This is a genomic window from Enterobacter sp. 241F3, from assembly GCF_034106785.1.
GTDB classification, from domain to species: domain Bacteria; phylum Pseudomonadota; class Gammaproteobacteria; order Enterobacterales; family Enterobacteriaceae; genus Enterobacter; species Enterobacter vonholyi.
Map to the genome: position 1 here is coordinate 288,170 of NZ_JAWNDD010000005.1, position 21,589 is coordinate 309,758.

The 21,589-nt window shown below is 53.5% G+C and carries 18 protein-coding genes; 14 read left to right on the forward strand and 4 right to left on the reverse strand.

What is annotated here, in order from left to right; all coding sequences use genetic code 11:
- The first annotated feature begins 22 nt into the window (after nt 1–22).
- From dgt to cdaR, 3 genes are all read left to right on the forward strand, one after another.
- The gene (dgt, locus tag UR504_RS15625) at nt 23–1,537 is read left to right on the forward strand and encodes a dGTPase (protein ID WP_302235840.1); all 1,515 of its coding nucleotides are present in this window, start codon (nt 23–25) and stop codon (nt 1,535–1,537) included.
- Between the two features lie 131 nt (nt 1,538–1,668).
- Nucleotides 1,669–3,105, forward strand: coding sequence for a serine endoprotease DegP (gene degP, locus UR504_RS15630; RefSeq protein ID WP_024907518.1), 1,437 nt, complete (start codon nt 1,669–1,671; stop codon nt 3,103–3,105).
- Between the two features lie 146 nt (nt 3,106–3,251).
- Entirely contained in the window at nt 3,252–4,409 is a 1,158-nt protein-coding gene (gene cdaR, locus UR504_RS15635; RefSeq protein ID WP_045327810.1) for a DNA-binding transcriptional regulator CdaR, read from the forward strand.
- A 92-nt stretch (nt 4,410–4,501) separates the two neighbouring features.
- Here the strand turns inward: cdaR and UR504_RS15640 are convergent, their stop codons facing one another.
- The 4 genes from UR504_RS15640 to map all read right to left on the reverse strand — a co-directional run bounded on the left by UR504_RS15640 (nt 4,502) and on the right by map (nt 9,390).
- A complete protein-coding gene (locus UR504_RS15640; RefSeq protein ID WP_014168696.1) occupies nt 4,502–4,888 on the reverse strand; it encodes a DUF3461 family protein in 387 nt (128 codons plus the stop codon).
- Nucleotides 4,889–4,999: 111 nt separating this feature from the next.
- Nucleotides 5,000–5,824 carry a 2,3,4,5-tetrahydropyridine-2,6-dicarboxylate N-succinyltransferase gene (dapD, locus tag UR504_RS15645; protein WP_115876406.1) on the reverse strand — a complete coding sequence of 275 codons (825 nt, stop codon included), beginning with the start codon at nt 5,822–5,824 and terminating at the stop codon, nt 5,000–5,002.
- A gap of 32 nt (nt 5,825–5,856) precedes the next feature.
- Nucleotides 5,857–8,532 carry a bifunctional uridylyltransferase/uridylyl-removing protein GlnD gene (glnD, locus tag UR504_RS15650; RefSeq protein WP_274242095.1) on the reverse strand — a complete coding sequence of 892 codons (2,676 nt, stop codon included), beginning with the start codon at nt 8,530–8,532 and terminating at the stop codon, nt 5,857–5,859.
- Between the two features lie 63 nt (nt 8,533–8,595).
- On the reverse strand, nt 8,596–9,390 hold the full coding sequence (map, locus tag UR504_RS15655) for a type I methionyl aminopeptidase (protein WP_023310454.1): 795 nt from the start codon (nt 9,388–9,390) through the stop codon (nt 8,596–8,598).
- Between the two features lie 321 nt (nt 9,391–9,711).
- On the opposite strand from map, the gene rpsB reads away from it, so the two are divergent.
- From rpsB to lpxD, 11 genes are all read left to right on the forward strand, one after another.
- Nucleotides 9,712–10,437, forward strand: a complete 726-nt coding sequence (gene rpsB / locus UR504_RS15660) for a 30S ribosomal protein S2 (RefSeq protein WP_003856207.1) — start codon at nt 9,712–9,714, stop codon at nt 10,435–10,437.
- A gap of 117 nt (nt 10,438–10,554) precedes the next feature.
- Nucleotides 10,555–11,406, forward strand: a complete 852-nt coding sequence (gene tsf / locus UR504_RS15665) for a translation elongation factor Ts (protein ID WP_014882627.1) — start codon at nt 10,555–10,557, stop codon at nt 11,404–11,406.
- 150 nt (nt 11,407–11,556) lie between these two features.
- Nucleotides 11,557–12,282: a UMP kinase gene (gene pyrH / locus UR504_RS15670; protein ID WP_008501910.1), complete on the forward strand. Its 726-nt coding sequence runs from the start codon at nt 11,557–11,559 to the stop codon at nt 12,280–12,282.
- 167 nt (nt 12,283–12,449) lie between these two features.
- Nucleotides 12,450–13,007 carry a ribosome recycling factor gene (gene frr / locus UR504_RS15675; protein WP_008501909.1) on the forward strand — a complete coding sequence of 186 codons (558 nt, stop codon included), beginning with the start codon at nt 12,450–12,452 and terminating at the stop codon, nt 13,005–13,007.
- Nucleotides 13,008–13,102: 95 nt separating this feature from the next.
- Nucleotides 13,103–14,302 carry a 1-deoxy-D-xylulose-5-phosphate reductoisomerase gene (ispC, locus tag UR504_RS15680; RefSeq protein WP_302235846.1) on the forward strand — a complete coding sequence of 400 codons (1,200 nt, stop codon included), beginning with the start codon at nt 13,103–13,105 and terminating at the stop codon, nt 14,300–14,302.
- A 186-nt stretch (nt 14,303–14,488) separates the two neighbouring features.
- The gene (ispU, locus tag UR504_RS15685; protein WP_024907522.1) at nt 14,489–15,247 is read left to right on the forward strand and encodes a (2E,6E)-farnesyl-diphosphate-specific ditrans,polycis-undecaprenyl-diphosphate synthase; all 759 of its coding nucleotides are present in this window, start codon (nt 14,489–14,491) and stop codon (nt 15,245–15,247) included.
- Between the two features lie 12 nt (nt 15,248–15,259).
- Entirely contained in the window at nt 15,260–16,117 is an 858-nt protein-coding gene (gene cdsA / locus UR504_RS15690; RefSeq protein ID WP_023310457.1) for a phosphatidate cytidylyltransferase, read from the forward strand.
- An 11-nt stretch (nt 16,118–16,128) separates the two neighbouring features.
- Nucleotides 16,129–17,481, forward strand: coding sequence for a sigma E protease regulator RseP (gene rseP / locus UR504_RS15695; protein WP_302235848.1), 1,353 nt, complete (start codon nt 16,129–16,131; stop codon nt 17,479–17,481).
- A 29-nt stretch (nt 17,482–17,510) separates the two neighbouring features.
- Nucleotides 17,511–19,928: an outer membrane protein assembly factor BamA gene (bamA, locus tag UR504_RS15700; protein WP_115876403.1), complete on the forward strand. Its 2,418-nt coding sequence runs from the start codon at nt 17,511–17,513 to the stop codon at nt 19,926–19,928.
- A 122-nt stretch (nt 19,929–20,050) separates the two neighbouring features.
- Nucleotides 20,051–20,545: a molecular chaperone Skp gene (gene skp / locus UR504_RS15705; RefSeq protein WP_045907838.1), complete on the forward strand. Its 495-nt coding sequence runs from the start codon at nt 20,051–20,053 to the stop codon at nt 20,543–20,545.
- A 3-nt stretch (nt 20,546–20,548) separates the two neighbouring features.
- Nucleotides 20,549–21,574 (forward strand): UDP-3-O-(3-hydroxymyristoyl)glucosamine N-acyltransferase, encoded by a 1,026-nt coding sequence (gene lpxD / locus UR504_RS15710; RefSeq protein ID WP_111963991.1) that lies wholly within the window; start codon nt 20,549–20,551, stop codon nt 21,572–21,574.
- Nucleotides 21,575–21,589 lie beyond the last annotated feature (15 nt).

Consider the following 21,589-nt stretch of genomic DNA (forward strand, 5'->3'; position numbering starts at 1 on the left):
GCATTCTCACGCGGGGGAGCACATGTCACCAATCGATTTTCGCACCAAAATTAACTGGCACCGACGTTTCCGTTCGCCGCAGGGCGACAAGAGCGAACATGAGATCCTGCGTATCTTTGAAAGCGATCGCGGGCGGATCATTAACTCGCCCGCCATCCGCCGTCTGCAGCAAAAGACCCAGGTCTTTCCGCTGGAACGTAACGCCGCGGTGCGCACGCGTTTAACCCACTCCATGGAGGTGCAGCAGGTCGGGCGCTACATTGCCAAGGAGGTTTTGAGCCGTCTCAAAGAGCAGCGTTTGCTGGAAACCTATGGTCTGGACGAACTGACGGGACCCTTCGAGAGCATCGTTGAGATGGCCTGTCTGATGCATGACATCGGCAATCCGCCTTTCGGTCACTTTGGTGAGGCGGCAATTAATGACTGGTTTAAACAACGGCTTTACCCCTCGGATGCGGTCAGTCAGCCTCTCAGTGATGACCGCTGCATCGTACGCGATCTCCGCCTGCGTGAAGGTGAAGAGGGGTTGAACGATCTGCGGCGTAAAGTGCGCCAGGATCTCTGTCATTTCGAGGGTAATGCCCAGGGCATCCGGCTGGTCCATTCACTGATGCGTATGAACCTGACCTGGGCACAGGTCGGCTGCATTCTGAAATATACCCGCCCCGCGTGGTGGATGGGGGAGACGCCCGCGTCCCACAGTTATTTAATGAAAAAACCGGGCTATTACCTTTCCGAAGAGGCCTATATTGAACGGTTACGTAAAGAACTTTCATTGACGCCAAACGGCCGCTTCCCATTGACCTGGATTATGGAAGCCGCAGATGATATCTCCTATTGCGTGGCCGATCTTGAAGATGCCGTTGAGAAAAGAATCTTCAGCGTCGAGGAGCTTTATCAGCATCTTTATGCGGCCTGGGGTACTCATGAAAAAGGTTCGCTGTTTGCGCAGGTTGTCGAAAATGCCTGGGAAAAATCGCGCTCAAATACATTAAGCCGCAGTACGGAAGACCAGTTCTTTATGTATTTGCGGGTCAATACATTAAATAAACTGGTGCCATACGCGGCGTCGCGCTTTATTGATAATTTGCCGCTGATTTTCAGCGGTGAATTCAACCACGCGCTGCTGGAAGATGACAGCAGTTTCAGCCAGCTCCTTGAGCTTTATAAACATGTTGCGATGCGGCATGTATTCAGCCATCCGGATGTCGAGCAGCTAGAGCTGCAGGGCTATCGGGTAATCAGTGGGTTACTGGAAATTTATTCCCCATTGCTCCAGCTTTCGGTCGACGAATTCAGCGAGCTGGTGGAACACGAGCGCGTGCGCAGAATACCCATCGAATCGCGGCTTTATCAAAAACTCTCTACCCGGCATCGTCTGGCGTATGTCGAAGCGATTGGCAAGCTGGAACGCAACTCTCCCGAATGGCCGGTGATGGAATATTATTATCGCTGTCGTCTTATCCAGGACTATATCAGCGGCATGACGGATTTGTATGCCTGGGATGAATACCGCAAGCTGATGGCGGTGGAATAATCCCGGAGTTTTGTAAAGACGGCCAATAAATTTTTACCTTTTCCATAAACTTATCGCCGGAACTAAGCGGTATAAAACGAATCTGAGTTACACAGCAATTTTGCGTTACCTGTAAATCGAGATTGAGAAACATGAAAAAAACCACATTAGCAATGAGTGCACTGGCTCTGAGTTTAGGTTTAGCGCTGTCTCCTCTGACTGCTACTGCAGCCGAGACTGCGTCGTCGGCAGCAACCGCGCAGCAGATGCCAAGCCTGGCACCGATGCTCGAAAAAGTGATGCCATCGGTGGTGAGTATTAACGTTGAGGGCAGCACGACCGTCAATACGCCGCGTATGCCGCGTAACTTCCAGCAGTTCTTCGGCGACAATTCGCCGTTCTGCCAGGACGGTTCGCCATTCCAGAGCTCTCCTTTCTGTCAGGGCGGCGGTGCAGGGGATGACAGCCAGGGCGGCGGTCAGCAGCAGAAATTCATGGCGCTTGGCTCGGGGGTAATCATTGATGCAGCGAAAGGCTACGTCGTTACCAACAACCACGTTGTCGATAACGCTAACAGCATTAAGGTTCAGCTGAGCGATGGCCGTAAGTTTGACGCCAAAGTGGTCGGCAAAGACCCGCGCTCCGACATCGCTCTGATCCAGATTCAGGATCCGAAAAACCTGACGGCAATTAAAATTGCCGACTCCGACGCGCTGCGCGTGGGTGACTACACCGTGGCGATCGGTAACCCGTTCGGCCTGGGTGAAACCGTGACATCCGGTATCGTCTCTGCGCTGGGTCGTAGCGGCCTTAACGCGGAAAACTACGAAAACTTCATCCAGACGGATGCAGCGATCAACCGCGGTAACTCCGGCGGTGCGCTGGTGAACCTGAACGGTGAGCTGATCGGTATCAACACCGCGATCCTGGCTCCGGACGGCGGCAACATTGGGATCGGCTTTGCTATCCCAAGTAACATGGTGAAAAACCTGACCGCGCAGATGGTTCAGTATGGCCAGGTGAAACGCGGCGAGCTGGGTATCCTCGGTACGGAGCTGAACTCCGAACTGGCGAAGGCAATGAAAGTTGACGCTCAGCGCGGGGCATTCGTCAGCCAGGTGATGCCGAATTCCTCTGCGGCGAAAGCGGGCATTAAAGCAGGGGATGTGATCACCTCCCTGAACGGTAAGCCGATCAGCAGCTTTGCCGCCCTGCGTGCCGAAGTGGGCTCAATGCCGATTGGCAGCAAAGTGACCCTCGGCCTGCTGCGCGACGGTAAGCCGGTTAACGTGAGCCTTGAGCTGCAGCAGAGCAGCCAGAATCAGGTGGATTCCAGCACCATCTTCAGCGGGATTGAAGGTGCCGAGATGAGCAATAAAGGCGCAGACAAAGGCGTGGTGGTGAATAACGTGAAAGCAAATTCACCGGCAGCCCGTATCGGCCTGAAAAAAGGCGATGTGATCATGGGCGCTAACCAGCAGCCGGTTAAAAACATCGCTGAACTGCGCAAAATTCTCGACAGCAAGCCTTCCGTGCTGGCGCTGAATATCCAGCGTGGTGATACCTCTCTTTATCTGCTGATGCAGTAATCCTCTGAAGCCCCTGTTCGCAGGGGCTTTCTCGTTTCTGTGACTGTAACCACAACTCCATACTTCTCCCTCTCTCTTTGTGCATTCGCACAATGCAGCCGTCGCTGAACTTCCCTATGCTTGAGCTCTGCTCACGGGAGGGTTCTATGGCTGGCTGGCATCTTGATACCAAAATGGCGCAGGATATCGTGGCGCGCACCATGCGCATCATCGATACCAATATCAACGTGATGGATGCTCGCGGGCGCATTATCGGCAGCGGCGATCGCGAGCGTATTGGGGAATTGCACGAAGGTGCGCTGCTCGTGCTTTCTCAGGGGCGGGTAGTGGATATCGACGATGCGGTAGCGAAACACCTGCACGGCGTCCGTCAGGGGATCAACTTACCACTGCGTCTGGAAGGGGAGATAGTCGGCGTTATTGGCCTGACCGGCGAGCCGGAGTCGCTGCGAAAATACGGTGAGCTGGTCTGCATGACGGCAGAGATGATGCTGGAACAGTCGCGCCTGATGCACCTGCTCGCTCAGGACAGCCGCCTGCGCGAAGAGCTGGTGATGAACCTTATTCAGGCGGAAGAGCATACGCCTGCACTGAGTGAATGGGCCCAGCGTCTGGGGATCGATCTAAACCAGCCGCGCGTGGTGGCGGTGATTGAGGTCGATAGCGGCCAGCTTGGCGTGGACAGCGCGATGGCCGAGCTGCAGCAGCTGCAAAATGCGCTGGCGACGCCGGAGCGCGATAACCTGGTGGCGATCGTTTCTCTGACGGAAATGGTGGTGCTCAAACCGGCGCTCAATGCGTTTGGCCGCTGGGATGCGGACGATCATCGTCGTCGCGTGGAGCTGCTGATCTCCCGGATGAAGGAGAATGGTCAGCTGCGTTTTCGCGTTGCGCTGGGCAACTACTTTACCGGGCCGGGCAGTATCGCCCGCTCCTGGCGTACCGCGCGAACCACCATGATGGTGGGCAAGCAGCGGATGCCGGAGAGCCGCAGTTATTTCTATCAGGATCTGATGCTGCCGGTGCTGCTCGACAGCCTGCGCGGGGGCTGGCAGGCCAATGAGCTGGCGCGGCCATTAGCGCGTCTGAAAGCCATGGACAACAACGGCCTGCTGCGCCGGACGCTGCAGGCATGGTTCCGCCATAACGTGCAGCCGCTGGCGACCTCGAAGGCGCTGTTTATTCACCGCAATACACTGGAGTATCGGTTAAACCGGATTTCGGAGCTGACGGGGCTGGACCTGGGGAATTTCGACGACAGGCTGCTGCTGTATGTGGCGCTGCAGCTGGACGAACAGAGATGACTGAGTGTGGTCTGGTGCCCTCACCCCATCCCTCTCCCACGGGGAGAGGGCGCAAACACTAAAAACGGCAATCAAGGATTGCCGTTTTGCTTTTATTTCCGGGTTAATTTCTCAAGATCCGCTTCAATCTCGCTGATCTTGTTAGTCACAACGCTTTCAAGGTGACGCAGATCGTCAAGGATCTTACGCTTGAGATCGACTTCGGTGCGGTCGCGCTGGCAGATCTGATCGAGTTCATCGATCACATAGCGCAGGTTAGGGCTGATTTCCTGTACTTCTTTGTATCCCTGACCTACGCCGTCAGCAACAACGGTTTTACGCTGGCGTGGGTATTTAAACTTCACGCTTTTGGCGAAAAACTCTCCTTTGTCCTTGTGAAAATAGATTTTCAAAATATCGTTGTTGGCTTCCTGGCGGAGGCTGTAACGATCAATTTCATCAGGATTGGTAATGCCCAGACTTTTCAGATTATCGTACATAGCGGTACCCTTGATCTCAACATAACCTTTGAATAATTAACGAAAAAATCTATTTTCGCCACCCTCAGATATAAAAAAAGCGGGGTTGCCCCCGCTTTTTGTTATACCCGATTAATCGATGGTGCGCAGCAATTCATTGATGCCCACTTTACCGCGCGTTTTCGCATCCACTTTCTTCACGATAACCGCACAGTAGAGGCTGTATTTGCCATCTTTTGACGGCAGGTTACCGGAAACCACCACGGAGCCAGCCGGAACGCGACCGTAGTGAACTTCGCCGGTTTCACGGTCATAAATACGGGTGCTCTGACCGATGTAAACGCCCATGGAGATCACGGAGCCTTCTTCAACGATCACGCCTTCTACCACTTCAGAGCGCGCGCCGATGAAGCAGTTGTCTTCGATGATGGTCGGGTTAGCCTGCAGTGGTTCCAGAACGCCACCGATGCCCACGCCGCCGGACAGGTGAACGTTTTTACCGATCTGCGCGCAGGAACCGACGGTCGCCCATGTGTCAACCATCGTGCCTTCGTCAACGTAGGCACCGATGTTCACGTAGGATGGCATCAGCACGGTATTGCGTGCGATGAATGCGCCCTGACGTACTGCTGCAGGCGGTACCACGCGGAAACCTTCTTTCTGGAAACGCGCTTCGTCGTAGTCAGCGAATTTCATTGGCACTTTATCGAAGTAGCGGCTTTCAGCTCCGTCGATAACCTTGTTATCGTTGATGCGGAAAGAGAGCAGCACGGCTTTCTTCAGCCATTGATGAGTGACCCACTGACCGTCGATTTTTTCTGCCACGCGCAGCGCGCCGGAATCCAGAAGGGAAATCACCTGGTTTACCGCTTCACGGGTCACGGTATCCACATTTGCCGGGGTAATCTCGGCGCGACGCTCAAAAGCGGACTCAATAACGTTCTGTAACTGCTGCATTGTTTACTCTTTCCATTTCACTAAAAAACATATCACCCTTTATCGTTTGGATTGAGGGCTGCTGTCAACCGTTGTTGCACTTCAAGCTGCAGGTCATTATTAAGGGCACGCCTGTCGGCGGTGGCGATTATAAATAAATCTTCTACTCGCTCGCCAATGGTTGTAATTCGGGCCCCATGAAGCGAAATTCCCAGATCGGCAAAAACCTGGCCGACGCGGGCAAGCAGCCCTGGCTGGTCGAGCGCGATCAGCTCCAGGAACGATTTTCGGTCGGTGTGAGTCGGCAGGAAATTGACCTCGGTATCGACGGTAAAGTGGCGCAATTTCGCAGGCTGGCGACGCGGCTGTGGAGGCTGCCAGCTGCGCTGGGTAATCGCCTGCTCCAGGCCAAAACGTATCCCTTCATGCCTGTCCGCCGAGAGCGGGCTGCCGTCCGGCTCAAGCACGATAAAGGTGTCCATGGCCATGCCGTCGCGGGTGGTGAAAATCTGCGCGTCGTGAACGCTCAGGTTACGTCTGTCCAGCTCGGCGCAGACGGCAGCAAACAGATAAGGCCGGTCCGGGCTCCAGATGAAAATCTCCGTTCCGCCGCGCGTGGCCTGCGGGCTTAGCAGGATCATCGGCTGGGACAGATCGTGCTTGAGCAGGTGCCGCGCGTGCCACGCCAGCTGGTTTGGGCTGTGGCGGACAAAATAGTTGGCGCGGCAGCGGGCCCAAATCTGATGTAGCGCCTCTTCATCAATGTTATCCATCCGCAGCAGCGCCAGCGCCTGAAGCTGGTGGTGACGCACGCGCTCGCGCATGTCCGGCGTGTTCTGCATCCCGCGACGCAGCTGTTTTTCTGTGGCGAAGTACAGCTCGCGCAGCAGGCTCTGCTTCCAGCTGTTCCACAGGGTCTCGTTGGTGGCGCAGATATCGGCCACCGTCAGGCAGACCAGATAGCGCAGACGGTTTTCAGTCTGAACCTCTTCGGCGAACTGCTTAATGACTTCCGGGTCCTGAATGTCTCGGCGCTGCGCGGTGACCGACATCAGCAGGTGATGGCGCACCAGCCAGGCCACCAGCTGCGTTTCACGTGAGTTCAGGCCGTGCAGTTCGGCAAATTTCAGTACGTCCTGCGCGCCCAGCACCGAATGGTCACCGCCGCGACCTTTGGCGATATCGTGGAACAGGGCGGCAATCAGGATCAGTTCCGGATGGGTCAGGCGCGGCCACAGCTCCACGCACAGCGGGTGGCGGGAGCGCGTCTCTTCTTTCGCAAAGCTCTCCAGCTTGAGCATCACGCGGATGGTGTGTTCATCCACCGTGTAGGCGTGGAACAGATCGAACTGCATCTGCCCGACGATGTGCGACCACTGCGGCATATAGGCCCACAGCACGCTGTGACGGTGCATCGGCAGCAGGCCGCGGCTGACGGCACCCGGGTGGCGGAGCATGCTCAGGAACAGCGAACGCGCTTCCGGGATATAGCACAGCGGCTGCGTCAGATGACGGCGCGCATGGCGCAGATGGCGCAGGGTGGTGGAGTAGATACCTGTAATGGTGCTGTTGCGCACCATGGTATAGAACATCCGCAGGATCGCTTCCGGCTCGCGAATAAACAGCGTTTCGTCGCGCAGATCGATAAGCGTGCCGCGCAGCTGGAATTCGTCATCAATCGGGCGCGGCTTTTCGTCGGCCGTCAGGGCCAGAATGGCCTCGTCGAACAGCTGCAACAGCATCTGGTTCAGCTCGGTCACCCGGCGGGTGACGCGGAAGAAATCCTTCATCATCTGCTCAACCGGCTCGTTACCTTCGCCCTGGTAATTCAGGCGCTGAGCCACGCTGAGCTGGCGGTCAAACAGCAGACGGTTATCGTAGCGCGTAACTTCCAGATGCAGGGCAAAGCGGATGCGCCAGAGCAGGTGCAGGCACTCGTTTAGTTCGTTACGCTCGGCCTCGGTTAAAAAGCCGAAGCCGACCATCTCGTCCATCGAGGTGGCGCCAAAATGGCGGCGGGCGACCCACTGTAAAGTGTGGATGTCGCGCAGGCCGCCGGGGCTGCTTTTTATATCGGGTTCAAGATTATAGCTGGTGCCGTGATAGCGCTGGTGGCGCTGGTTTTGCTCCTCGACCTTCGCGGCGAAGAACTTTTCTGACGGCCAGAAGCCGTCGCTGAAGATGTGTTTTTGCAGCTCCAGGAACAGGGCAACGTCACCAATCAGCAGGCGGGTTTCAATCAGGTTGGTGGCGACGGTCAGGTCCGATAACCCTTCCAGCAGACACTCTTCCAGGGTGCGCACGCTGTGGCCCACCTCCAGCTTCACGTCCCAAAGCAGCGTCAGCAGTTCGCCAATTTTTTGCGCCTGTTCGTCCGGCAGCTTTTTGCGGCTCAAGATCAGCAGATCGATATCGGAAAGCGGATGCAGCTCACCGCGGCCGTAGCCCCCGACGGCAACCAGCGCAACATCGCTGATTTGCCCAAACCCATAATCGATCCACAGGCGCTGCAGCAGCTGGTCGATAAATTCGGTGCGCGCCTCAATCAGCTGTTCTGCCGATATGCCCGCATCAAATGCGCTGCCCAGCCAGCGGTGAAAGACATCCATGTGCGCCTTGATGCCGGCACAGGTCAGCTCGTGCGACGGCCAGACGCCCGGGTTATCGGGCTGGTCGGGGAGGGTGGGAAGTGCTGTGTTAGCATACTGTTCGGGTAAAAGATTACTCATCGTGCGCCACCCATAAGAAAAAGCTATAGCCATTAAAAAAGCCGGCATTTGCCGGCTTTTTTATCATTCGTCGTGCGTCAGTATCGCCGGGATGGTGTCATCCTTGCGCAACGTCATAATTTCGCAGCCGTTGTCTGTTACCACAATAGTATGCTCGTACTGTGCAGACAAGCTTCTGTCTTTGGTTTTCACCGTCCAGCCGTCTTTCATGGTACGGATGCGGTAATCACCCGCGTTGACCATCGGCTCAATGGTAAAGGTCATGCCTTTTTGCAGCACCACGCCGCCGTCGTCTGCATCATAGTGCAGAACCTGCGGCTCTTCATGGAAGACGCGACCAATGCCGTGACCGCAGTACTCGCGAACCACGGAGAAACCTTCTGCTTCCACAAACTTCTGGATTGCCGCACCGATGGTACGCAGGCGAATACCCGGTTTAACCATTTTCAGCGCCAGATAGAGGCTCTCTTGCGTCACTTTGCACAGACGCTCGCCAAGAATAGTCGGCTTGCCAACGATGAACATTTTTGAGGTGTCACCGTGGTACTCGTCTTTAATGACGGTCACGTCGATGTTAACGATGTCGCCGTCTTTCAGCAGTTTTTCATCGTCCGGAATACCGTGACACACCACTTCATTAATAGAGATGCAGACGGATTTCGGGAAACCGTGGTAGCCGAGGCAGGCGGAAACCGCGTGCTGCTCGTTCACGATATAGTCGTTACAGATACGGTCCAGTTCACCGGTGCTGACGCCCGGCTTCACGAACGGCTCGATCATTTCCAGCACTTCCGCGGCCAGACGACCGGCGACGCGCATCTTTTCAATTTCTTCAGGTGTCTTAATAGAGATAGCCATGTAATCTGTCCATCGGTGTCGATTTTTTCGACAATACTAGTCTAAGTGTCGTCAATGGTATCAGTCAGGCACGCTCCGTGCCAAATTGAGAATCATTAACAGCACACTCCGCCAACAACTGTTGGTTTCTGGTCGTGTTTTGTGGTATAAAGCGCGCCGGACTTCCGATCCATCTCAGATACACAGGCTGGACGGAAGCGACAAATCTCACTTTGTGTAACAACACACACGTATCGGCACATATTCCGGGGTGCCCTTCGGGGTCGGTAATATGGGATACGTGGAGGCATAACCCCAACTTTCAATATAGAGGTTTTAAACATGGCAACTGTTTCCATGCGCGACATGCTCAAGGCTGGTGTTCACTTTGGTCACCAGACCCGTTACTGGAACCCGAAAATGAAGCCTTTCATCTTCGGCGCGCGTAACAAAGTTCACATCATCAACCTTGAGAAAACTGTACCAATGTTCAACGAAGCCCTGGCTGAGCTGAACAAGATCTCTTCCCGTAAAGGTAAGATTCTGTTCGTTGGTACTAAGCGCGCTGCAAGCGAAGCTGTGAAAGATGCTGCTAACAGCTGCGACCAGTTCTTCGTGAACCATCGCTGGTTGGGCGGCATGCTGACCAACTGGAAAACTGTTCGTCAGTCCATCAAGCGCCTGAAAGATCTGGAAACCCAGTCTCAGGACGGTACTTTCGACAAGCTGACTAAGAAAGAAGCGCTGATGCGCACTCGTGAACTGGACAAGCTGGAAAACAGCCTGGGCGGTATCAAAGATATGGGCGGCCTGCCAGACGCGCTGTTCGTAATCGATGCAGACCACGAGCACATCGCTATCAAAGAAGCTAACAACCTGGGTATCCCGGTATTCGCTATCGTTGATACCAACTCCGATCCGGACGGTGTTGACTTCGTTATCCCGGGTAACGACGACGCAATCCGTGCTGTTAGCCTGTACCTGAGCGCTGTAGCTGCTACCGTTCGTGAAGGCCGTTCCCAGGATCTGGCTTCTCAGGCGGAAGAAAGCTTCGTAGAAGCTGAATAATAAGGTTTTACCCCTTATTAGTACCGTGTATGAATAGGGGCCCATTACCGGCCCCTTTTTTCAATTTACACTGTTTGGCCCCCGGCCGGGCAGTTCACATCTCCCGAGGATTTAAGAATGGCTGAAATTACCGCATCCCTGGTAAAAGAGCTGCGCGAACGTACTGGCGCAGGCATGATGGATTGCAAAAAAGCGCTGACTGAAGCGAACGGCGACATCGAGCTGGCAATCGAAAACATGCGTAAATCCGGTGCGATCAAAGCAGCTAAAAAAGCAGGCAACGTTGCTGCTGACGGCGTGATCATCACTAAGATCGACGGCAACTACGGCATCATTCTGGAAGTTAACTGCCAGACTGACTTCGTTGCTAAAGATGGCGGTTTCCAGGCATTTGCTAACAAAGTTCTGGACGCAGCTGTTGCTGGTAAAATCACTGACGTTGAAGTTCTGAAAGCACAGTTCGAAGAAGAACGTGTTGCGCTGGTTGCTAAAATCGGTGAGAACATCAACATCCGTCGCGTATCTTCTCTGGAAGGTGACGTTCTGGGCTCTTACCAGCACGGTGCACGTATCGGTGTTCTGGTTGCGGCTAAAGGCGCTGACGAAGAGCTGGTTAAACAGCTGGCAATGCACATCGCTGCAAGCAAGCCAGAATTCGTTAAGCCAGAAGACGTGTCTGCTGAAGTGGTTGAGAAAGAGTACCAGGTTCAGCTGGACATCGCGATGCAGTCTGGTAAACCAAAAGAAATCGCAGAGAAAATGGTTGAAGGCCGCATGAAGAAATTCACCGGTGAAGTTTCTCTGACTGGCCAGCCATTCGTAATGGACCCAAGCAAGTCTGTTGCTCAGCTGCTGAAAGAGCACAACGCTGACGTAACTGGCTTCATCCGCTTCGAAGTGGGCGAAGGCATCGAGAAAGTTGAGACTGACTTCGCAGCAGAAGTTGCTGCAATGTCCAAGCAGTCTTAATGATTGAAAAGGAGCCGCCTGAGGGCGGCTTCTTTTTGTCACCCGTCACAGGAAATCAGACAGGCTCCAGTATCGCTGTACTGATTTGCGGCATATCATGTCGCCAGAATTAACCCCCATCTTAATCGTTGACAGTCTCAGGAAAGAAACATGGCTACCAATGCAAAACCCGTGTACAAACGCATTCTGCTTAAGCTGAGTGGCGAAGCGCTGCAGGGATCGGAAGGCTTCGGTATTGACGCAAGCATCCTTGATCGCATGGCACAGGAAATCAAAGAACTGGTCGAACTGGGTATCCAGGTTGGCGTGGTCATTGGCGGTGGCAACCTTTTCCGTGGTGCTGGTCTGGCGAAAGCGGGGATGAACCGCGTTGTGGGCGACCACATGGGTATGCTGGCAACCGTGATGAATGGCCTGGCGATGCGTGATGCGCTCCATCGCGCCTATGTGAACGCCCGCCTGATGTCCGCTATTCCACTGAATGGCGTATGCGATAATTACAGCTGGGCAGAAGCCATCAGCCTGCTGCGCAACAACCGTGTGGTGATCCTCTCCGCCGGTACGGGTAACCCGTTCTTTACGACCGATTCCGCTGCCTGTCTGCGCGGTATCGAGATCGAAGCCGATGTGGTACTGAAAGCGACCAAAGTTGACGGCGTGTTTACTGCCGACCCGGCAAAAGATCCTTCTGCCACCATGTACGATCAGCTGAGCTACAGCGAAGTGCTGGATAAAGAGCTGAAAGTGATGGATCTTGCCGCCTTCACGCTTGCTCGCGACCACAAACTGCCGATCCGTGTCTTCAACATGAACAAACCAGGCGCACTGCGTCGCGTGGTCATGGGCGAAAAAGAAGGCACTTTGATCACGGAATAATTTCCGTCGACGATAAATACAGGTAAGATTCCGCTTTATTTTGTAGTGGTATCTTACCCGGGCACGCCTTTGGCGTTGTCATGAATTAAACGCGACTATACTTAGCACACCTGTAGCGCTGTGCTGGCGGATAGTCTGCCTGAGACAAGTTTTCAAGGATTCGTAACGTGATTAACGACATCAGAAAAGATGCTGAAGTACGCATGGAAAAATGCGTAGAAGCGTTCAAAACCCAAATCAGCAAAATCCGTACTGGCCGTGCTTCTCCAAGCCTGCTGGATGGCATCATTGTTGAGTACTACGGTACGCCAACTCCTCTGCGTCAGCTGGCGAGCGTAACGGTAGAAGATACCCGTACGCTGAAAATCAACGTGTTCGATCGTTCTATGGGCCCGGCGGTTGAGAAAGCGATCATGGCGTCTGACCTTGGTCTGAACCCAAGCTCTGCGGGTGCTGACATCCGCGTTCCACTGCCACCGCTGACCGAAGAGCGTCGTAAAGATCTGATCAAAGTGGTTCGTGGCGAAGCTGAGCAGGGTCGTGTATCCGTGCGTAACGTCCGTCGCGACGCGAACGATAAAGTAAAAGCGCTGCTGAAAGAAAAAGAGATCAGTGAAGATGACGATCGTCGTTCTCAGGACGACATTCAGAAAATGACCGACGCTGCCATCAAGAAAATTGATGCGGCGCTGGCAGATAAAGAAGCGGAACTGATGCAGTTCTGATTTCTGTCGTACACTGATAAACGCCGTTCAGAGGGACTTCGGGTCTTGCTGGCGGCGTTTTGCTTTTATCTGGTCTAACTTTTTTCGGGCATCTCATGAAGCATTTAACACTCCTCGGCTCAACCGGCTCTATCGGTTGCAGCACTCTCGACGTCGTTCGCCATAATCCTGAACTTTACACCGTGACAGCGCTGGTGGCCGGTAAGAATGTGCAGCGAATGGTCGAACAGTGCCTGGAGTTTGCGCCCCGCTATGCGGTGATGGATGACGAAGAGAGCGCACGCCTGCTGAAAGCACAGTTGCGTGAAAAGGGCAGTCGAACCGAGGTGCTGAGTGGCCAACAGGCGGCCTGCGAGATGGCGGCGCTGGATGAGGTGGATCAGGTGATGGCTGCTATCGTCGGGGCGGCAGGATTATTGCCGACGCTTGCCGCGATTGATGCCGGTAAGGACGTTCTGCTGGCCAATAAAGAGTCGCTAGTCACCTGCGGACGCCTGTTTATGGACGCGGTGAAGCAGCGCGGCGCGCGTCTTCTACCGGTCGACAGCGAGCACAACGCGATTTTTCAGAGTTTACCGCAACCTTTTCAACAGAACCTGGGGTACGCTGACCTGGAGCAGAATGGCGTAGTGTCGATTCTGCTTACCGGGTCTGGTGGCCCGTTCCGTGAAACGCCACTGTCTGAACTGCGCGCCATGACGCCGGATCAGGCGTGCCGTCATCCGAACTGGTCGATGGGGCGTAAAATCTCCGTTGACTCTGCCACCATGATGAACAAAGGTCTGGAATACATTGAAGCGCGCTGGTTGTTTAATGCGTCAGCGAAACAGATGGAAGTACTGATTCACCCGCAATCGGTCATTCATTCGATGGTGCGTTATCAGGATGGCAGCGTGCTGGCGCAGTTGGGCGAGCCGGACATGCGTACGCCGATTGCCCATTCAATGGCGTGGCCAAATCGAGTGAAATCCGGCGTGAAGCCGCTTGATTTCTGCAAGCTAAGTTCCCTGACGTTCAGTGAACCAGATTACGATCGCTATCCTTGTCTGAAGCTTGCGATGACTGCCTTTGACCAGGGGCAGGCGGCGACAACGGCACTGAATGCAGCCAATGAAATTACCGTTGAGGCATTTCTGAATCAGCAAATTCGTTTTACCGATATCGCGTCGTTAAATTTATCGGTACTGGAGATGATGGATTTGCGCGAACCACAAAGCGTGGAAGAGGTGCTGGCGGTGGATGCAGCTGCGCGTAATATTGCGCGCCAACAGGTGACACGTCTCGCAAGCTGGTGATAAAGCAAGCACTAGTCGTCGTGCTATTTGTTAGCGTTGGGCTTCAGTGATATAGTCTGCGCCACCTGATCGCAGGTATTTGACTTAATGTGGTCAGGTGAGCCGTGGTTTGACACGGCTTTTTTATGTATAGGCTTCAGTATTCCTGAGTACCGTTAAATCCTTTTCAGGGACAAAAAACGCGTTATGTTGTCTGCGAATCAACCAATAAGCGAAAATTTGCCAGCTCATGGCTGCCGTCATGTAGCAATCATTATGGATGGCAATGGCCGCTGGGCGAAAAGACAAGGGAAGATACGAGCCTTTGGGCATAAAGCGGGGGCGAAATCCGTTCGCCGCGCCGTTTCTTTTGCCGCCAACAACGGCATTGATGCGTTAACGCTCTATGCTTTTAGCAGTGAAAACTGGAATCGGCCTCTGCAGGAAGTGACTGCGTTGATGGAATTGTTTGTGTGGGCGCTAGACAGCGAAGTAAAAAGCCTGCACCGCCACAACGTCCGCCTGCGTATCATTGGCGATACCAGTCGTTTTAACTCACGTTTGCAGGAACGGATTCGTAAAGCAGAAGCGCTGACGGAAAATAATACCGGTCTTACGCTGAATATTGCGGCGAATTACGGCGGACGCTGGGATATTATCCAGGGCGTTCGGCATCTAGCCGAACAGGTTCAGGAAGGGCTGTTGAGACCCGACCAAATTGATGAAGAGGCGCTGAGCAAGCAAATCTGCATGAATGAACAGGCTCCCGTGGATTTGGTAATTAGGACAGGGGGGGAACATCGCATAAGTAACTTTTTGATATGGCAAATTGCCTATGCCGAACTTTACTTTACGGATGTTCTTTGGCCCGATTTCGATGAACAAGACTTTGAAGGTGCGCTGCATGCCTTTGCCAATCGAGAGCGTCGTTTCGGCGGCACCGAGCCTGGTGGCGACAAAGCCTGATGGGGGTAGCTTTTGCTGAAGTATCGCCTGATTTCCGCTTTTGTATTAATACCCATTGTCATTGCGGCGCTGTTTTTACTGCCCCCGGTGGGATTCGCTATTGTCACGCTGGTGGTGTGTATGCTCGCCGCGTGGGAATGGGGACAGTTTAGCGGCTTTACCTCGCGCACTCAGCGAGTATGGCTTGCGGTACTTTGTGGCTTTATCCTGGCCATAATGCTGTTTACGTTGCCTGAATATCACCATGATATTCATCAGCCACTGGTTGCCGGTTCCTTGTGGATATCGTTGGCCTGGTGGGTTGCCGCGCTGTTGCTGGTTCTTTTTTATCCAGGTTCTGCGGCATTATGGCGTAATTCAAAAGTGCTGCGACTGATTTTTGGTTTGCTCACAATTATTCCTTTTTTCTGGGGTATGGTTGCGCTGCGAGCCTGGCACTACGACGAAAACCACTACAGCGGTGCGATCTGGCTGCTTTATGTAATGATTCTGGTCTGGGGTGCTGACTCCGGGGCCTATATGTTTGGTAAACTGTTTGGCAAACATAAGCTGGCACCGAAGGTTTCTCCGGGCAAAACCTGGCAAGGATTCATCGGCGGCCTGTTTACGGCAGCAATCATCTCCTGGGGCTACGGCGTCTGGGCGAATCTTGAAGTGGCACCGTCAATACTGCTGGTGTGCTCGATTTTTGCTGCGCTTGCCTCCGTGCTCGGTGATTTGACCGAAAGTATGTTTAAGCGCGAAGCAGGGATTAAGGATAGCGGACACCTGATTCCAGGGCATGGCGGTATACTGGATCGCATTGATAGCCTGACAGCGGCTGTTCCAGTGTTTGCGTGTTTGCTTTTACTGGTATTCGGGACGATTTAACGGAAGGTTTTATGCTGAGCATTCTCTGGAATCTGGCGGCGTTCATTGTTGCACTGGGTGTACTGATTACCGTGCATGAATTTGGCCATTTCTGGGTTGCTCGCCGCTGTGGCGTGCGCGTAGAGCGGTTTTCCATCGGTTTTGGTAAATCACTCTGGACGCGCACAGACCGTCATGGCACAGAATTTGTCATCGCCCTTATTCCGCTGGGCGGCTACGTCAAAATGCTCGACGAACGCGTCGAGCCTGTCGCTCCTGAGCTGCGACACAGCGCATTCAACAATAAAACCGTTGGACAACGCGCCGCCATCATTGCTGCCGGACCGGTAGCCAACTTCATCTTTGCGATTTTTGCGTACTGGCTGGTGTTTATCATCGGCGTCCCTGGCGTACGTCCTGTGGTGGGTGAAATTGCCCCCAACTCCATCGCGGCGAGTGTGCAAATTACATCCGGTATGGAACTTAAAGCGATTGATGGCATCGAAACCCCTGATTGGGATGCCGTGCGACTGCAGCTGGTAGCCAAAATTGGCGATCCGCAGACCACCATCAGCGTATCGCCGTTTGGTTCTGATACGCGTCAGGACAAAGTACTTGATTTACGCCACTGGCGTTTCGAGCCAGACAAAGAGGATCCCGTCGCTGCGCTGGGCATTCGTCCGCGCGGCCCGCAGATCGAGCCGGTATTAGCCGAAGTACAGGCAAATTCGGCAGCGAGCAAAGCGGGTTTGCAAGCGGGCGACAGGATCGTTAAAGTCGATGGTCAACCATTAACAGAGTGGATGACCTTTGTTACTCTGGTGCGCGATAATCCGGGAACGTCTCTCGCGCTGGAAGTTGAAAGGCAGGGTAGTCCGCTTTCGCTGACGCTGATTCCGGATACGAAGTCGGTCGGCAAAAAGGCAGAAGGGTTTGCAGGCGTTGTGCCAAAAGTGATCCCGCTGCCAGATGAGTACAAGACAATACGCCAGTATGGGCCGTTCAGCGCCATCCTTGAAGCCACGGATAAAACATGGCAACTGATGAAGCTGACGGTCAACATGTTGGGGAAATTGATAACCGGTGATGTGAAACTGAACAACCTCAGTGGGCCAATTTCGATTGCTCAGGGGGCTGGGATGTCAGCGGAATTCGGGGTGATTTACTATCTCATGTTCCTCGCGCTCATTAGCGTGAACCTTGGGATAATCAACCTGTTCCCGCTTCCCGTTTTAGACGGGGGTCATCTGCTGTTTTTAGCGATTGAAAAGCTAAAAGGCGGACCGGTATCCGAGCGAGTTCAAGACTTTAGTTATCGCATTGGCTCGATTCTGCTGGTGCTGTTAATGGGGCTTGCACTTTTCAATGATTTCTCTCGGTTGTAAGAGAGTGTTAGGAAGAACGCATAATAACGATGGCGATGAAAAAGTTGCTCATAGCGTCGCTGCTGTTTAGCAGCGCCACCGTATACGGTGCTGACGGGTTCGTAGTGAAAGACATTCATTTCGAAGGCCTCCAGCGTGTCGCCGTTGGTGCGGCCCTCCTCAGTATGCCTGTACGCCCCGGCGATACGGTTAATGATGATGATATCAGTAACACCATCCGTGCTCTGTTTGCCACCGGCAACTTTGAGGACGTTCGCGTCCTGCGCGATGGTGATACGCTGCTGGTACAGGTAAAAGAACGTCCAACGATCGCCAGTATCACTTTCTCCGGTAACAAGTCGGTGAAAGATGACATGCTCAAGCAAAACCTTGAAGCATCGGGTGTTCGTGTGGGTGAATCTCTGGACCGCACAACCCTTTCAGACATTGAAAAAGGTCTGGAAGACTTCTACTACAGCGTCGGTAAATACAGCGCCAGCGTGAAAGCGGTTGTTACTCCGCTGCCACGTAACCGTGTTGACCTGAAGCTGGTCTTCCAGGAAGGTGTTTCTGCGAAGATCCAGCAGATCAACATTGTCGGCAACCATGCGTTCAGCACCGACGAACTGATCTCCACCTTCCAGCTGCGCGATGAAGTGCCATGGTGGAACGTGGTAGGCGATCGCAAATACCAGAAACAGAAACTGGCGGGCGACCTTGAAACCCTGCGCAGCTACTATCTCGATCGTGGCTATGCGCGTTTCAACATCGACTCGACTCAGGTCAGTCTGACTCCGGACAAGAAAGGTATCTACATTACGGTTAACATCACTGAAGGCGAGCAGTACAAGCTTTCTGGTGTTGAAGTGAGTGGTAATCTGGCGGGGCATTCTGCTGAAATCGAATCGCTGACCAAAATTCAGCCAGGCGACCTGTATAGCGGTTCCAAAGTAACCAAAATGGAAGACAGCATTAAGAAGCTGCTCGGCCGCTATGGTTATGCCTATCCGCGCGTACAGACTCAGCCTGAAATCAATGACGCGGATAAAACCGTTAAGCTGCATGTAAATGTTGATGCGGGCAACCGTTTCTACGTGCGTAAGATCCGCTTCGTCGGTAACGACACCTCCAAAGATTCCGTTCTGCGTCGCGAAATGCGTCAGATGGAAGGCGCATGGTTGGGTAGCGACCTCGTTGATCAGGGTAAAGAGCGTCTGAACCGTCTGGGTTATTTTGAAACGGTGGATACCGATACCCAGCGCGTACCGGGCAGCCCGGATCAGGTTGATGTCGTTTATAAAGTGAAAGAGCGCAACACCGGTAGCTTCAACTTCGGTGTGGGCTACGGTACTGAAAGCGGCGTCAGCTTCCAGGTCGGCGTGCAGCAGGATAACTGGCTGGGTACAGGTTACTCTGTCGGTATTAACGGCACCAAAAACGACTACCAGACCTACTCTGAGTTCTCTGTGACTAACCCATACTTCACCGTAGACGGTGTGAGCCTGGGCGGTCGTATTTTCTATAACGACTTTAAAGCAGACGACGCGGATCTGTCTTCTTACACCAACAAGAGTTACGGTGTAGACGGTACGCTTGGCTTCCCGGTTAACGAATACAACACCCTGCGTGCGGGCTTAGGTTACGTGCATAACGACCTGTCCAACATGCAACCTCAGGTGGCGATGTGGCGTTATCTGGACTCTATCGGCCAGTCAACCAGCAAAACTGGTCATGACAATGGCTTCGCGGCGGATGACTTCACCTTTAACTACGGTTGGACCTATAACCGTCTCGACCGCGGTTACTTCCCAACGGAAGGTTCTCGCGTCAACCTGAACGGTAAAGTTACAGTTCCAGGTTCCGATAACGAGTTCTATAAGGTCACGCTGGATACCGCATCCTACTTCCCGATCGATGACGATCATAAGTGGGTGGTACTGGGTCGTACCCGTTGGGGCTATGGCGATGGCCTGGGTGGCAAAGAGCTGCCGTTCTATGAAAACTTCTATGCGGGTGGCTCCAGCACCGTTCGTGGTTTCCAGTCCAACAACATTGGTCCGAAAGCGGTTTACTACGGCGGAAACGACAAAGATAACTGTAATAAGTCTTCCTCTTCCGAAGTCTGTGGTTCCAATGACGCGGTGGGCGGTAACGCTATGGCCGTTGCCAGCCTGGAGTTCATCACGCCAACGCCGTTTATCAGTGATAAATACGCGAACTCGGTCCGTACGTCCTTCTTCTGGGATGCGGGTACCGTGTGGGATACCAACTGGCAGAATACAGCCCAGATGCGCGCAGAAGGCATACCTGACTACAGCGATCCGAGCAATATTCGCATGTCTGCCGGTATCGCATTACAATGGATGTCACCGCTGGGGCCGTTGGTCTTCTCTTACGCCCAGCCGTTTAAGAAATACGATGGAGACAAAGCGGAGCAATTCCAGTTTAACATTGGTAAAACCTGGTAATAATCCGCTGCAAAGGAATGCGTTGGCAGTGTAGCGCTGACAACTGGCGATCGGTAATACGGTCGCCTTGCCACGCAAAGAACGGTACCTTCTGGTGCCAATGGGATGGTAAGGAGTTAATTGTGAAAAAGTGGTTATTAGCTGCAGGTCTCGGTTTAGCGATGGCAACTTCTGCTCAGGCAGCAGACAAAATTGCAATCGTCAACATGGGTAATTTGTTCCAGCAGGTTGCACAGAAAACGGGTGTTTCTGCGACTCTGGAAAACGAATTCAAAGGCCGTGCAAGCGAACTGCAGGGTATGGAAAACGATCTTCAGTCCAAAATGCAGCGTCTGCAGCGTGATGGTTCTACCATGAAGGCAAGCGACCGCAGCAAGCTGGAAAAAGACGTAATGGCTCAGCGCCAGACGTTCTCCCAGAAAGCGCAGGCTTTCGAGCAGGATCGTCAGCGTCGTTCTAACGAAGAACGCGGCAAGCTGGTGACTCGCATTCAGACCGCTGTTAAAGCAGTGGCTGCCGATCAGAGCATCGATCTGGTTGTTGATGCGAACGCCGTTGCTTTCAACAGCAAAGATGTTAAAGACATCACTGCTGATGTTCTGAAACAGGTTAAATAAGTAATGCCTTCAATTCGACTGGCTGATTTAGCTCAGCAGTTGGATGCAGAATTACACGGTGATGGCGATATCGTCATCACCGCTGTTGCGTCCATGCAATCTGCTAAAGCTGGCACGATTACCTTCATGGTAAGCCCTAAGTACCGTGAGCAACTGGCTCAATGCCAGGCGTCAGCTGTTGTACTGACGCAGGACGATCTTCCATTTGCCACTGTAAGCGCGCTGGTAGTGAAAAACCCCTACCTGACGTATGCACGCATGGCTCAAATTCTCGATACTACGCCGCAGCCGGCCCAGAACATTGCTGCCAGTGCAGCGATTGATGCGACGGCCAGGCTGGGTAACAACGTCGCCGTTGGCGCGAATGCGGTTATCGAATCCGGCGTTGTGCTGGGCGATAACGTCGTCATTGGCCCAGGTTGCTTCGTTGGGAAAAATACGAAAATCGGCGCCGGGACCCGTTTATGGGCCAACGTGTCCGTTTATCATGACGTTGAAATTGGCGAAAATTGCCTCGTCCAGTCCAGCACCGTGATTGGTTCTGATGGCTTTGGTTACGCTAACGATCGCGGTAACTGGGTTAAGATCCCGCAGCTTGGTCGCGTTATTATTGGCGATCGCGTAGAGATCGGCGCCTGTACCACCATTGACCGTGGCGCGCTTGACGACACGATCATTGGCAATGGTGTTATCATCGATAACCAGTGCCAGATTGCGCATAACGTTGTGATTGGCGACAATACCGCGGTTGCGGGTGGCGTCATCATGGCAGGCAGCCTGAAAATTGGCCGTTATTGCATGATTGGCGGCGCGAGCGTGATTAATGGCCATATGGAAATATGCGACAAGGTCACTGTGACGGGAATGGGCATGGTGATGCGTCCTATCACTGAACCTGGCGTTTATTCCTCGGGCATTCCGCTACAACCCAACAAGGTATGGCGTAAAACAGCAGCTCTGGTGATGAACATTGATGATATGAACAAGCGCCTCAAGTCTCTTGAGCGTAAGATCGATCAACAAGATTAAGCGTCATCCGTTTAA

Coding starts and splice junctions, on each gene's coding strand:
- glnD (WP_274242095.1), bottom strand. CDS start 8,532: ATGAGTAATCTTTTACCCGAACAGTATGCTAACACAGCACTTCCCACC.
- lpxD (WP_111963991.1), top strand. CDS start 20,549: ATGCCTTCAATTCGACTGGCTGATTTAGCTCAGCAGTTGGATGCAGAA.
- tsf (WP_014882627.1), top strand. CDS start 10,555: ATGGCTGAAATTACCGCATCCCTGGTAAAAGAGCTGCGCGAACGTACT.
- dgt (WP_302235840.1), top strand. CDS start 23: ATGTCACCAATCGATTTTCGCACCAAAATTAACTGGCACCGACGTTTC.
- rpsB (WP_003856207.1), top strand. CDS start 9,712: ATGGCAACTGTTTCCATGCGCGACATGCTCAAGGCTGGTGTTCACTTT.
- pyrH (WP_008501910.1), top strand. CDS start 11,557: ATGGCTACCAATGCAAAACCCGTGTACAAACGCATTCTGCTTAAGCTG.
- rseP (WP_302235848.1), top strand. CDS start 16,129: ATGCTGAGCATTCTCTGGAATCTGGCGGCGTTCATTGTTGCACTGGGT.
- cdaR (WP_045327810.1), top strand. CDS start 3,252: ATGGCTGGCTGGCATCTTGATACCAAAATGGCGCAGGATATCGTGGCG.
- degP (WP_024907518.1), top strand. CDS start 1,669: ATGAAAAAAACCACATTAGCAATGAGTGCACTGGCTCTGAGTTTAGGT.
- ispC (WP_302235846.1), top strand. CDS start 13,103: ATGAAGCATTTAACACTCCTCGGCTCAACCGGCTCTATCGGTTGCAGC.
- map (WP_023310454.1), bottom strand. CDS start 9,390: ATGGCTATCTCTATTAAGACACCTGAAGAAATTGAAAAGATGCGCGTC.
- dapD (WP_115876406.1), bottom strand. CDS start 5,824: ATGCAGCAGTTACAGAACGTTATTGAGTCCGCTTTTGAGCGTCGCGCC.
- bamA (WP_115876403.1), top strand. CDS start 17,511: ATGGCGATGAAAAAGTTGCTCATAGCGTCGCTGCTGTTTAGCAGCGCC.
- UR504_RS15640 (WP_014168696.1), bottom strand. CDS start 4,888: ATGTACGATAATCTGAAAAGTCTGGGCATTACCAATCCTGATGAAATT.
- ispU (WP_024907522.1), top strand. CDS start 14,489: ATGTTGTCTGCGAATCAACCAATAAGCGAAAATTTGCCAGCTCATGGC.